Source organism: Olivibacter jilunii (genome assembly GCF_900607235.1).
GTDB lineage: Bacteria > Bacteroidota > Bacteroidia > Sphingobacteriales > Sphingobacteriaceae > Olivibacter > Olivibacter oleidegradans.
On the sequence record NZ_LR027850.1, the window covers coordinates 564,459 to 577,317 of the forward strand.

At 42.0% G+C, this 12,859-nt stretch carries 10 protein-coding genes and 1 tRNA gene; 7 read left to right on the forward strand and 4 right to left on the reverse strand.

The window, feature by feature from the left end; genetic code table 11:
• Nucleotides 1–34: 34 nt before the first annotated feature.
• From E0E36_RS13585 to E0E36_RS13595, 3 genes are read left to right on the forward strand one after another with little or no spacing between them, the layout of a single operon-like run.
• Nucleotides 35–3,169 carry a SusC/RagA family TonB-linked outer membrane protein gene (locus E0E36_RS13585; RefSeq protein ID WP_130856403.1) on the forward strand — a complete coding sequence of 1,045 codons (3,135 nt, stop codon included), beginning with the start codon at nt 35–37 and terminating at the stop codon, nt 3,167–3,169.
• Between the two features lie 33 nt (nt 3,170–3,202).
• Entirely contained in the window at nt 3,203–4,678 is a 1,476-nt protein-coding gene (locus tag E0E36_RS13590) for a RagB/SusD family nutrient uptake outer membrane protein (protein ID WP_165446987.1), read from the forward strand.
• A gap of 39 nt (nt 4,679–4,717) precedes the next feature.
• On the forward strand, nt 4,718–5,764 hold the full coding sequence (locus tag E0E36_RS13595) for a DUF6528 family protein (RefSeq protein ID WP_130856405.1): 1,047 nt from the start codon (nt 4,718–4,720) through the stop codon (nt 5,762–5,764).
• Between the two features lie 114 nt (nt 5,765–5,878).
• On the opposite strand, the gene E0E36_RS13600 is transcribed toward E0E36_RS13595, so the two are convergent.
• Nucleotides 5,879–5,952: transfer RNA gene (locus E0E36_RS13600), tRNA-Ile, on the reverse strand.
• A 63-nt stretch (nt 5,953–6,015) separates the two neighbouring features.
• On the opposite strand from E0E36_RS13600, the gene E0E36_RS13605 reads away from it, so the two are divergent.
• Complete coding sequence (locus tag E0E36_RS13605; protein WP_013665549.1) at nt 6,016–6,648, forward strand: HAD family hydrolase; 633 nt, start codon at nt 6,016–6,018, stop codon at nt 6,646–6,648.
• Between the two features lie 23 nt (nt 6,649–6,671).
• Here E0E36_RS13605 and E0E36_RS13610 read toward each other — a convergent pair whose 3' ends face one another.
• Entirely contained in the window at nt 6,672–7,877 is a 1,206-nt protein-coding gene (locus E0E36_RS13610) for a proline dehydrogenase family protein (protein ID WP_130856406.1), read from the reverse strand.
• Nucleotides 7,878–7,968: 91 nt separating this feature from the next.
• Between E0E36_RS13610 and E0E36_RS13615 the strand changes: the two genes are divergently transcribed.
• The 3 genes from E0E36_RS13615 (at nt 7,969) to E0E36_RS13625 (ending at nt 10,230) form a co-directional block, all read left to right on the forward strand.
• Complete coding sequence (locus E0E36_RS13615) at nt 7,969–8,175, forward strand: RNA-binding S4 domain-containing protein (RefSeq protein WP_013665551.1); 207 nt, start codon at nt 7,969–7,971, stop codon at nt 8,173–8,175.
• Between the two features lie 65 nt (nt 8,176–8,240).
• A complete protein-coding gene (gene aroB, locus E0E36_RS13620) occupies nt 8,241–9,308 on the forward strand; it encodes a 3-dehydroquinate synthase (RefSeq protein WP_130856407.1) in 1,068 nt (355 codons plus the stop codon).
• Nucleotides 9,309–9,471: 163 nt separating this feature from the next.
• On the forward strand, nt 9,472–10,230 hold the full coding sequence (locus tag E0E36_RS13625; RefSeq protein WP_130856408.1) for a ThuA domain-containing protein: 759 nt from the start codon (nt 9,472–9,474) through the stop codon (nt 10,228–10,230).
• A 122-nt stretch (nt 10,231–10,352) separates the two neighbouring features.
• Here E0E36_RS13625 and ilvA read toward each other — a convergent pair whose 3' ends face one another.
• Both ilvA and leuB read right to left on the reverse strand, forming a co-directional pair.
• Nucleotides 10,353–11,591, reverse strand: coding sequence for a threonine ammonia-lyase IlvA (ilvA, locus tag E0E36_RS13630; protein WP_013665554.1), 1,239 nt, complete (start codon nt 11,589–11,591; stop codon nt 10,353–10,355).
• Between the two features lie 75 nt (nt 11,592–11,666).
• Nucleotides 11,667–12,728, reverse strand: a complete 1,062-nt coding sequence (gene leuB / locus E0E36_RS13635; protein ID WP_130856409.1) for a 3-isopropylmalate dehydrogenase — start codon at nt 12,726–12,728, stop codon at nt 11,667–11,669.
• Nucleotides 12,729–12,859: the final 131 nt, after the last annotated feature.

A 12,859-nucleotide genomic window follows, 5' to 3' on the forward strand; every position in this document is an offset into this window, starting at 1 on the left:
TGTAAAAAATTAAAATAAGATAAACAGACAATTTATGAAGAAACAAACTTTTGAGTGTTGCTTTTGGCTACTGTTGCTGCTCGTGTTGGCAAAACCGGGATTTGCGCAGCAACAAGCAAGTATTAAAGGGGTAGTTGTTGATACTGCCGGTAGACAGTTGGAAGGGGTAACGGTAACTGTTCAATTGAGGGAAAATCAGCCTGTAAAAACCACAATTACAGACAAACAGGGGCTATTTCAAGTTAACGGCTTACAAAATAGTGCTACCTATAGACTTAATTTTCGGCTGGTGGGGTATAGGCCATATAGCGAAGAGGTGCTTACCAATCAGGGGTCTATCAGCTCCATATATATCAAATTAAAGCCTCAGGAGACCATGTTGGATGAAGTGGTGCTAATTGGGTATGGTACAAGCAAGAGAAAGGACCTTACCGGTTCGGTAAGTACCATCTCAACGGAAAAGTTAGCAGATTTACCTGCAACCAGAATTGATCAGATGTTGCAGGGGCGCGCAGCAGGCGTATATATTAAATCAACAAACGGCGCCCCAGGAAGTCCTACCACCATCCGTGTCAGAGGCTCCAGATCCATAAGTGCGACCAACGAACCCATTTATGTCATTGATGGTATTGTTGATCCAAGTGGAACAAACCTGAACTCAATTAACCCCGCCGATATCGAAAGCATTGATATCCTTAAAGATGCTTCTACAACAGCTATTTACGGCTCCCGAGCCGCCAATGGGGTAGTACTGGTTACGACTAAAAAAGGGAAGGTGGGTAGAAATGATTTTCGTTTTTCTACGAATCAGGGGGTATCGCAACTAGCAAAGCGGCCGGAAATGATGAATGCGAGAGAGTTTGCTGAGTTTATAAACGAAGCCCGTATATTCGGGAAGCAGCCGGCGCTATATCCGAATGTAGATTCAGTCATCAATATAGTCGGCGAAGAAGGTACAAATTGGATAGATGCGGTAACTCGTGACGCTCCGTTTTCAAGTTATGACTTATCAGCGTCGGGAGGAGCAGGAGGGGATCATGGTTATACTTATTATTTGTCCGGTAATGTATTAAACCAGCAGGGTATTATTGAGAATACCGATTTTAAGCGTTATCAGGGGCGTCTTAACTTTACGAAGAACCTCTCGTCCAAGGTTAATCTTGGCGTTAATCTTAATATCAGCCGCGAAAACAAGAAGCTTAGTAGCATGAATTTAGGATCGAATACGGGCTGGTCATCCTCTTATGTTTTTTTAGCACCTACTATACCTATCTATAAAGCGGACGGAAGCTATGAGACATTCAATCCTATCTGGTATACAGGAGGACATATTGATAATCCGGTAGCGATTGTGAATAAGATCACCAATAAGCAGCTCGCTAACAACGTTATTGGAAACTTTTACCTTCAGTACGAACCGATTCCGGGGTTAAAGCTAAGGTCTTCCTTGGGTATCAATTTTATCAATCAGCGTGCGGATTACTACAGTCCTTCGGATATGCCAAGCAAGATTTATAACAAGGTTATGTACGGCTCGGCCTCTTCTGATATCTACAATACCAGTAGCTTAATTAATGAAAACACAGCGAATTATACGAAAAGCTTCGGAGAGCATCACTTCGATTTTCTTCTTGGAACGAGCTACCAGACCAGGGATATCGACCGCTTATATGCTTCGGGTTCGCGACTTACGAATGATATTACGCAATACAATAACCTAGGGATTACAGAACAGGAGAATCGGGGCATCGCTTCCAACCTGGATGAAAATACGATTGCCTCTTTCTTGGGACGCATTAATTACGATTACAAAAATCGTTACTATTTTACCTTTACAGGTCGTAGAGACGGCGCCTCCAATTTTGCCGCAGGAAAGAAGTGGGGCTTTTTCCCATCAGGTGCTGTCAAATGGAGAATCTCTAATGAATCCTTCTTTGAGCATGCTAAGATCCGTAGCGCGATATCCGATCTTTCCCTCCGGGTCAGCTACGGTTTATCGGGAAATCAGGGTATTGCCAACTACCAGTCTTTGGCTTCATTATCGGCAAACAGTAATGCGTATATTTTCGGAGGTACGCAGGCGTTGGGTTATACGCAGGGAAACATTGGCAATGACGGGTTGACATGGGAGACCACCTCTCAATTGGACGCTGGACTTGATGTTGAATTCCTTAATGGAAGAGCGAGCTTTACGGCCGACTATTATCGGATGGTGAGCAAAGATTTGTTACTGACCGTTCAGATTCCATCACAAACCGGGTACGGATCACGTATTGTTAATCTCGGAAAATCATTAAATGAGGGTTTTGATTTTTCACTAAGTGGCGATGTGATCCGAAATCGTAATTTCACATGGAACGCACTCATCAACCTCTCAACAAACCGACAGGAAGTAACCGATATCGGTCCGCTCAGCAGAGTTTCTTTAGATGCCGGCATCGGTTACGGCGTACTTACGAGTTATTTAGAAAAAGGTGTACCCATCGGTGCTAATTATGGTGTTGAATATGCAGGAACCTGGAAAAGTCAGGAAGAAATAGATGCCGAATTGAGCAAGCCTGCCGGCGAGAGAACCCTGGTCTCAACGGCCAATCTTTATAGACCTGGAGGACCACGATATGTTGATTACAACCAGGATGGGGCACTAAACGCGATGGACTACCATTACCTTGCGCCGGCAAATCCTAAATTGTTTGGTGGATTTGGAAGTACATTTACTTACAAACGGGCTATGCTTGATTTCTTTTTTCAGTTTAGTCAAGGCCATAAAATGTTCAATGCCATGGAATTTTTCGCAGGGATGGGTTCTTCTTTAACGAACCAGTACAAGTATATGGTTGACCGTTGGTCGCCAAATAATCCAACTTCGGATATTCCGGCAGTGGAATCACGTGATAACATACCGGGCGACCGATTATTGCATGATGCTTCTATCCTTCGGCTTAAATCAGCTCAGCTCAGTTATAACCTAAAGGGTTTGTTGTTGAAACGGCTTGTTAAAGATATGAAGGTGTTTGTCAGTGGCACGAACCTGTTTCTGCTGACAAAGTATAATGGATTTGATCCCGAAGTAAATAGTGGCGGTAGTAGTTCAACAATCATTGCTACTGACAATGGGAACTATCCGAATAGTAGAACAATAACCCTCGGACTAAATATGACCTTTTAATCCAAATTGACAATGAAAACAAGAATAATAACAATGAAAATATATCTGTTTATGTTCCTGCTAACTGGGAGCATGCTGATTGGAGGATGCGAAAAAGCCTTGGACGAAGATGCGAAGACCTTCATTGCTCCGGATAAGTTTTTTACCAACGGCGAGCAATGTACACAAGCCGTCAACGGCGTCTATGGATCTTTAAACACGATTTATGGATCGCCGGAATTTTGGCGGATTGTAGATCTGGGTACCGATCTTTCTTATACGGAAGATGCAAACAATCTCGTCCCGCATGAATATACCTTCACTTCCGGAAATACAGGTACCGGTGGCGTTTGGAGCGCAGCCTATACGGCTATTAAGAACGCAAATATGGTAGTCAACCGCGTATCACAAGCTCCTATTGACGAACAATTAAAAGGACGGCTTGTTGGGGAAGCAAAATTTCTACGGGCCCTTTATTACTTCATACTATCTAATTTTTGGGGAGATGTTCCGCTATGGACGGACGAGCTGAATGTAGATGCGGTAAGTCAGCTTGCACGAACACCACTAGTTGAAGTTCGAGCTCAGATTATAAAAGACTTGAGCGAGGCTGCTGAGACACTTCCATTAAGTTATGGCACGAGTGATGTAGGTAGGGCAACTAAAGGAGCGGCCTTGACCCTTTTGGCTAAAGTATATCTTTATAACAAAGAGTGGACAAATGCGCAGCAAACCGCACTACAGGTTGTTCAAAGCGGCCAATATTCGCTGTTGCCAAATTATGCCGATGTTTTTGATGTGCATAATCGTTTTAAAAACAATGCGGAGTCCATTTTCGAAGTTCAATTTCTTCGTGATGCTGCCACTGCCACCAATATCAAAACACACCAGCAGGTATCCTATTATATGCCTGCGAGAGATCCGGGCAAAAGCACGTATGCAGGTGTAGACTTCGGGAACTATATTATCGATGGATGGAGCGTTTGCAGGCCAACGCTTAAATTAGCGAAGATGTTCGAATCGAACGATCAACGTAAGGATGTTGTGCTCGGCTATGGTTATAATGGGCAGACCTTTACCAAATGGCCGAGACCGGACCACCCCTGGTTCGGGCCTAAATTTTGGGATCTGGATGCCAATGCGCAAGCAAGTGGTAAGAACCTTTATATATTACGTTACGTAGATGTCTTATTGATTCTGGCAGAGGCTTATAATGAAGATGGAAATATAGCAGAAAGTACAAAATGGCTTAATGAAGTAAGGAAACGCGCTAAATTGAATGAGCTCGCAAACCCGTCACAGGAAAACCTACGTGAGGAGATCATGAAAGAACGTGCCATTGAATTTGCCGGTGAATTTCAACGAAGATGGGATTTAGTTAGATGGAATAAGCTGGTGGAGGCCGTTAAATCGGTTGCTGACGACAATCCGATCGGAGCGGCAAATATCAAACCGTTTCACAACTATTATCCGATTTCTGCGGAGGAGATTATAAAAAATCCAAATCTAACGCAAAATCCGGGTTACTAGGTTTTTACGATGAGTAAGTTTATTAATCTACATAATTCAATGAAAAGATTATTAATTTTTTGCATGGTTTTTATTTTTGCCTGCTGCAAAGAAGATAAACAAGCTTTTTTACAGAAAAGCACCACCATGTCAGCTCAAGCTAAAGGAGTGACGGAAGCGGTTACTGACGACTGGATATGGGCCGGTAATCAGGCTACTAATAAAATTGAAATCTATGATCCGGGGGTCGAAGACTGGAATAGCTCCACTGCGCTGAAATGGTCGTGGAAACCGGAGGCAGCTAAAGGCTATTCTCAATATGCGCTAGACAATTGGGGGCTGCCGACAGATTTCAAAGTCCGCACTGTTAACGTATGGGGAGGAAACCATTTAGTTGCTTCCTGTTCAAATGGTTTAGTTACGATTGCTTCTTATCCTGGGGGGATAAAGAAATGGGCATATAATCTCGGATTTAATCCGCATGGTGTAGAATTGTTACCAAATGGAAACATCGCCGTTGCTGCTACAGATAAAGATTCGGTATTGCTTTTCGCCTCTTCAGTTGGAACGGACAATTTGGCCCATGCAGCCATTCGGCTTAATAAAGCGCATGCCGTTTTATATGATCCGGTGGAGCATATTCTTTGGGCAACCGGTAATGATTTTGTGATGGCCATGCAGGTAGGCGGAACAGATGCCGCTCCTACCTTGACGGAAATCCCTGAAAGACGGGGGCGTTTGAACACAACCAGCAGTGCTAATCCCTATGGGCATGATCTATCCCGAGACCTAAATGATCCTAATATATTATGGGTGAGCACCAATGGGGGCGTTTATCGCTTTGATAAAACAACAAAAGCGTTTACGGACGCTCCTAATCTGCTTAACAAGACTTTTGTGAAAGGCATCAGCCGACAGCAGTCCGGTCTATTTGTACTTACACGTCCAGATTCGGAGAAGACAACCGAGCTACCCGATCCTGTTACCAGTCCAACTTGGTGTACACGCTATGTGGATATTTATTCCAGCGATGGCTACTTTCAATATTATCGGACAAAGAACGGTGCAAAGTTTTACAAGGCGAAAATTTTTCGTACGCCCTATTGAAAAGGAACGTAAAGAATCACCGGAAAATAAAAAAGGTGTTTATCAGGATCAAATGAATAGTCTATCTCAGATGGATATAAGCAACAAACCCCTCGTAAAGAGGGGTTTGTTTTGTGCTCCCACCTGGGCTCGAACCAGGGACCAAAAGATTATGAGTCTTCTACTCTAACCAACTGAGCTATAGGAGCGGCAACCATTGCTGATTTGCGAGTGCAATTTTACATATTTGTAGGCACATTTTAAAATTAATTATGCAAAATATTGAAAATATTATCTTCGATTACGGCAATGTAATCTTCATGATCGACTTCGCTAAGGCGCATAAAGCCTTTACCGATTTGGGTGTCAAGGGAGTAGAAAAAGTGTTTGCGCATACCGAACAAAATGCTTTATTTGATGATTTTGATATGGGAAGAGTTTCTGCCGCGCAATTTAGAGATGGGATACGTGAAGTTACGGGAAAAGCTGACTTAACAGACCAACAAATTGATAATGCATGGAACTCCTTGTTAATCGGTGTACCTAAAGGCAGACACGAATTATTATGGCAACTAAAAGATCGATACAACACCTTTTTACTTAGTAATAACAATGAAATCCACTATCAATCCATTATGGAGTACCTGAAAAAAGAACATGCCTTGGAAGATAACAGCAGCTTTTTTATCAAAGATTATTACTCTCATTTATTAGGCATGAGAAAGCCAAATTCGAATATTTTTGAATTTGTTTTGCAGACACACCAGCTCGAGCCGGAAAAGACATTATTTATTGATGATAGCCCCCAGCATCTTGTTACAGCCAAAAAGCTGGGAATACAGACGGAATTATTGACCGCTCCTGATACCTTAGAACTCTTGGTTCAACGGCGAAAGCTTCTTTGAAAAATAGCCGATGGTCTCATCGGCTATTTTTTTCTGCGATTTTTTTCTTTTATGATAAGGCTCAGTTCGCGGCCTGTTTGTCCGGCAACAGAGGTATTCTCTTGCGCTCTTCTAAAGAGGTAGGGCATTACCGCTTTTACCGGCCCGTAAGGCATATACTTTGCCACATTGTATCCGGCAGCGGATAAATTAAAGCTAAGATTGTCACTCATGCCCAATAATTGGGCAAAATAGACTCGGCGATCACCTCTCGCTATTCCTCTTTTATCTAATTCCGTTGCTAGGAGGTAACTGCTGGCCTCGTTATGCGTGCCAGCCATAAAACCTATTCGATCAAGGTTGTCCAAACAAAAATGGATAGCCTCATTATAATCACGATCAGCGGCTTCTTTATTTGGTTGTATGGGGGATGGATAGCCCCTTTCTTCAGCTCGCTTTCGTTCAATTTCCATATAGGCGCCACGCACTAACTTAGCCCCAACATAAAAATTATCAGTTTGAGCTAAGTAGACATCTGCCTTTAAAGCAGCCAAAATATCGTGGCGGTAAAGCTGATAGGTGTTGTATACGATTGCTTTTTCCGTATTGTATTTTCGCATCATGTCTCTAGCCAAGTCATCAATGGTATCCTGTATCCATGAATGTTCGGCATCGACTAACACGGCAACGCCTGCTTGATGTGCAAATGCACATATTTTTTCCACCCGGTTTTTTACACGTGCAAATTCAGCCGCTTCTGTTTCCGTCAATGGTTCGCCTGCATTTACCTTCGCCAGCAAATCAAAGCGGCCCAGGCCCGTTACTTTAAAAACGGAAAACGGAATGTTTGTATCCTTTTTGGCGCGCTCGATCGTGCGAATGGTCTCAGCCAACACGTGATCAAAAGCTTGTTCACTTTCTTCACCCTCTACCGAATAGTCGAGGATGGTTCCAACGTGTTGAGAAGCCAATTGTTGAATGGTTTTTTCGCAGCCTTCAATTGTTTCTCCGCCACAGAAATGTTCAAATATCGTTTTCTTGATGAGACTTGTAATAGGTAGGCCGATATTAAGCGCAAAGTTCGTTACCGGAGGACCTACTTTAGTCAAAAAATTACTGGAAATAATTTTAAACAGCCAATAAGCTCTGTTTAATTCGGCATTGCTTTTACTGCGAAAAGCGATTTCAGTGTTGTCGAAAGTAAGATCACTCGCGGCAACAGATTGTGGTTCTTTTGATGGCGAAATCATGGAGCAAACTTAGAGAAAAAATCGATGGCTTAATAGCAGAAAATGTTATTTTCGTTTGCTTTCATCTAAGAATTTTATGTAGGTTTGGTTTATGATAAATTTTACGCTTGATAGTGAATATATCCATCTTATTCAATTGCTAAAGGCTGTCAATGTAGTGGAGAACGGTGGAGAAGCACAAGCTGTTGTAAGTGAGGGGCTCGTGAGCTGTAATGGCGTCACGGAGTTCAGGAAGCGCTATAAAGTTAGAAAGGGTGATGTCATTGAGTTTTTACAATATAAAATAGTGGTTGACTAGTTATCTGCCGTCAGAAATCGGATATCGGCTGATTTCTGAGAGCTGAAAGCTGAGAGCTAATAAGCATGATCAAAGAAATAAAAAGTAATACTTATTCCGTATATTTTGAGAGACAGTTCAACGCTTTGCGCGAATTTTTAAATAAAAACACTTATTCCAAAATTTTTATCTTAACCGATCGTAATACCAGCGAGCACTGCTTGCCCGTGTTTACATCATCGATGCCGGAATTAACGGCATACGATTTAATAGAAATTGATCCTGGAGAAGAGAATAAAAATATTGATTTCTGTATCGGTATCTGGAAAATGCTCTTGGATTTTGGTGCTGACAGAAAGAGCTTACTCATTAATCTGGGGGGAGGGGTTATAACGGATATCGGTGGTTTCGCTGCGTCGACCTTTAAACGAGGAATTGATTTTATTCAAATACCTACAACCTTATTATCGCAAGTCGATGCCTCGGTAGGGGGGAAGACCGGAATTGATATGGATGGGGTAAAAAATATTATCGGCACGTTCACACAGCCAAAAGCGGTACTTATTAATAGCGACTTCTTAGCTACTTTAGACGAACGGCAAATGGTTTCTGGCTTTGCTGAAATGATAAAACATGGGTTGATCTATGACCAGAGTTATTTTGGAGAGTTACAAAGAGTTGATTTAAAAGAATTGAATGAGGATTATATTTACCGCTCCGTTGCCATAAAAAATGATGTTGTTACAAAGGATCCAACGGAAAAAGGACTTCGAAAGATTTTAAACTTTGGGCATACAATTGGACATGCGGTTGAAAGTTATTCTTTAGCAAACGACTCCTTTCCTTTGCTTCATGGGGAAGCAATTGCCGTAGGCATGATCTGTGAAGCTTATTTGTCTCATCGTCATAACGGGTTGTCTCTGGAATCGTTGAACGAGATCCGAAGCTATATCATGCATCTGTTCCCAAGCTATTCATTTGGCGAAGCCATATATGAGTTTTTATATACTTATATGCTGAATGATAAAAAGAACACCGGTGATAAAATTGGTTTTGCGCTTCTAAATAAAATAGGAAGTTGCGATTTTGACCTATATATTCAAAAAGAACAAATTTTTGAAAGCTTGGATTATTATCGTTCATTATTGAATTAAAAAGTCAAAACCCCGAAGGGCTCATTGATACCTTAAGAAACAAACAAGATATCAATAATTAAAAAGTCAAAAGCTTGGCTCCCGAGAGGACTCGTGAGACCCCTCGGGATGCTCTGTCTTCAAGGGATGTTTTTATTAACTGATTAATAACTTTATAAAACTTATGAAACTAAAACGTTATGCATCTATCTTCGCCCTCATTTGGGTTGCGGGTATTTGCTTTTCCTTTTGTAAATCGGAAAAGAATATCGACCATTCGCAAGTGAAACCGCTGGTACTCGTGTTTTCAAAAACCGCGGGATTTAGGCATGACTCCATTGAAAAGGGGGCGAAAACCATCGAAGAACTTGGCGAAGATAATGGCTTTGCTACAGAACATACAGAAGATGCTTCCGTTTTTACAGAAGATAATTTGAAAAAATATAAGGCAGTTGTTTTTTTAAGTACAACAGGCGATATCTTAAATGGTGCACAACAAACGGCATTTGAGCATTATATACAGCAAGGTGGAGGATTTGTGGGGATCCATGCAGCAGCCGATACCGAATATGATTGGCCGTGGTATAACAAATTGGTGGGAGCATGGTTTCTGAGTCACCCAAAGCAACAGGACGCAACCCTATTGGTGTTGGATAAAAATCATCCAGCTACTGAACATTTAGCAGATACTTGGCGCAGATGGGATGAATGGTACAATTATAAAGATATAAATCCAGATACAAAAGTATTAATGAAACTGGATGAAACCAGCTATGAAGGTGGTAAAAATGGAGATAATCATCCTATTGCCTGGTATCATAACTATGATGGTGGAAGAGCTTTCTATACAGGCTTGGGACACACGAAAGAAAGTTATGATGAGGTGGATTTTCGGAAACATCTCTTGGGGGGCATTGTTTATGCAATGGGTATTAGTAAGTAGTTGAGTAGGGAAATCGTTGAGTGGGGAAATCGTTGAGTAGTTGAATAGGGAAATAGTTAAGTAATTAAATAGTCGTTAAACTACTCAACCACTTAACTACTCAACTATTCTACAACTCAACCTTATATCAAATACTCAAACAAAGTCTGGTCGGTATTAACTTCTTTGAAATCAAAACGATGTTGACGCATGCGGCTCAACAAAGCATCATAATCTTCTGCTTTATGAAGTTCGATACCTACAAGTGCAGGTCCTCTTTCGCGCTCTGTTTTCTTGATGAATTCAAAACGGGTGATGTCATCATGAGGTCCCAATACTTCGTTTACAAACAGCTTCAATGCACCGGGACGTTGCGGAAAACGAACGATGAAGTAATGTTTGAGGCCTTCGTATAAAAGGGATAACTCTTTTATTTCTGCCATCCGATCGATATCATTGTTGCCTCCGCTAATGATACAGACCACTGTTTTGCCTTTTATATCTTCTTTACAGAAATCCAAAGCTGCTACTGAAAGCGCTCCTGCAGGCTCTACAACAATGGCGTCTTCATTGTAAAGTTTCAAAATGTTCGTACATACTTTTCCTTCTGGAACCAATATTACTTTTTCTAGGATCTCCTTACAGAGCGGAAATGTCAACTCACCAATCCGTTTAACAGCAGCGCCATCTACAAAGCGATTGATTTCACTGAGTGTTACGGGTTGCTCCGCTTTTAATGCTTCCGTCATGGAAGGGGCACCGGCTGGCTCCACACCTAAGATTTTGATGGCAGGATTTTCGCTTTTTAAATAATTTCCAACTCCCGCGGCAAGGCCTCCTCCTCCAATCGGTATAACTACAATATCGATATCAGGCTGATCTTCCAAAATTTCGACCCCCACGGTGCCTTGTCCTTCGATAACGCGATAGTCATCGAACGGAGGAATAAAGGTCATGTTATTGGCGGCAGTGTAGGCGAGGGCCTCTTTTAAACAATCGTCAAACGTATCACCTACGAGCACAATTTCGATCTGTCCATTCCCAAACATGGTCGTTTGCGTTACCTTCTGTTTTGGAGTGATTTCCGGCATAAAAACCACCCCTTTCACGCCTAACTTATTACAAGAGTAGGCAAAGCCCTGCGCATGGTTACCCGCACTGGCGCATACGACGCCCCGTTTAAGTTGGTCATCACTTAGCGAACTTACCATATTATAAGCCCCGCGAAGTTTATAGGATCTTACCAGTTGTAAATCCTCCCGTTTTAAATAAACGTGACAAGCATATTTTTCCGAAAGCCTGGGGTGGTATACCAGCGGGGTGCGATTTATTACGCCGCTTAAACGGGTGGTTGCCGTTTTATAGTTTAATGTTAAATCCATTTCATCGGTATTACTAAAAAAGATACCAGAGCAGTCAAAATAATGACAAATCTGGTATCTTTTTGAGGCAAGCGCTTAAATATTCGCTGCCAACCAGTCGCCAACTTCACTGGTTTTATAAGCTTTATTATTCTTTCCTGCCAAGTCTTCTGTTACAATCCCCTCGGCTAGCGATTTATTGACTACTGCTCGAATGGCTGCTGCTTCTTCTTTTAAATTAAAGGCGTCTTCGAACATCATGGCAGCTGATAATACAGTAGCAAGTGGATTAGCAATATCTTTTCCTGCAGCTTGCGGGTAAGAACCATGAATCGGTTCAAAAAGGGAGGTATGAATACCGATAGACGAAGAAGGCATTAAGCCCATAGATCCCGAGATAACGGAAGCTTCATCCGTTAAAATATCGCCAAATAAGTTCTCTGTTATAATGACATCATACGAACTGGGCCATTGTACGAGGCGCATGGCAACGGCGTCAACGAATTCATAACTTACTTCTACTTCCGGAAAGTCCTTTTCCATATCCTGTACCGTTTCTCTCCATAAGCGAGAGCTTTCCAATACGTTGGCTTTATCTACACAGCATAGTTTTTTTCTCCTGCCCATCGCCATTTCGAAGCCCAACTTGGCAAGACGTTGAATTTCTTCACGAGTATAAGTACAGGTGTCAAACGCAGTATCGCCATTATCTTTGCGTCCTCTTTCACCAAAGTAAATACCGCCGGTCAATTCGCGTAAAATCACTAAATCAGTACCCTCAATGCGCTCTCTCTTTAACGGAGAATTATCGATTAAGGAAGGAAAGGTAAACGTAGGGCGAACATTAGCAAATAGGCCTAGTTTTTTGCGCATTTTAAGCAAGCCTTGTTCGGGACGTACCGTAGCTTTTGGATCATTGTCAAAGCGGGGGTGGCCAATCGCACCGAATAACACCGCATCCGCTGCCATACAAACCGCATGGGTTTCATCCGGGTAAGGTTCGCCGACCGCATCAATTGCCGCAGCACCTGTTAAGGCTGCTGTCCAGTTGATTTGGTGACTAAATTTCTTTGCTACTGCATTGACTACTTTTACGGCCTGGTCGATAACTTCCGGGCCAATTCCATCTCCTGCTAGAAGAGCGATATTTAAGTTCATAGTGTTAATTAAAAAGTAAAAATTCAAAAGTAAAAATTAAAAACCCTGAAGGGCTCATTGATGCTTTAAGAAACAAACAAGATATCAATAATTAAAGAACCTGCCTCCCGTAGGGATGGTCAAAACTCCGA

Coding starts and splice junctions, on each gene's coding strand:
- E0E36_RS13585 (WP_130856403.1), top strand. CDS start 35: ATGAAGAAACAAACTTTTGAGTGTTGCTTTTGGCTACTGTTGCTGCTC.
- E0E36_RS13590 (WP_165446987.1), top strand. CDS start 3,203: ATGAAAATATATCTGTTTATGTTCCTGCTAACTGGGAGCATGCTGATT.
- E0E36_RS13595 (WP_130856405.1), top strand. CDS start 4,718: ATGAAAAGATTATTAATTTTTTGCATGGTTTTTATTTTTGCCTGCTGC.
- E0E36_RS13605 (WP_013665549.1), top strand. CDS start 6,016: ATGCAAAATATTGAAAATATTATCTTCGATTACGGCAATGTAATCTTC.
- E0E36_RS13610 (WP_130856406.1), bottom strand. CDS start 7,877: ATGATTTCGCCATCAAAAGAACCACAATCTGTTGCCGCGAGTGATCTT.
- E0E36_RS13615 (WP_013665551.1), top strand. CDS start 7,969: ATGATAAATTTTACGCTTGATAGTGAATATATCCATCTTATTCAATTG.
- aroB (WP_130856407.1), top strand. CDS start 8,241: ATGATCAAAGAAATAAAAAGTAATACTTATTCCGTATATTTTGAGAGA.
- E0E36_RS13625 (WP_130856408.1), top strand. CDS start 9,472: ATGAAACTAAAACGTTATGCATCTATCTTCGCCCTCATTTGGGTTGCG.
- ilvA (WP_013665554.1), bottom strand. CDS start 11,591: ATGGATTTAACATTAAACTATAAAACGGCAACCACCCGTTTAAGCGGC.
- leuB (WP_130856409.1), bottom strand. CDS start 12,728: ATGAACTTAAATATCGCTCTTCTAGCAGGAGATGGAATTGGCCCGGAA.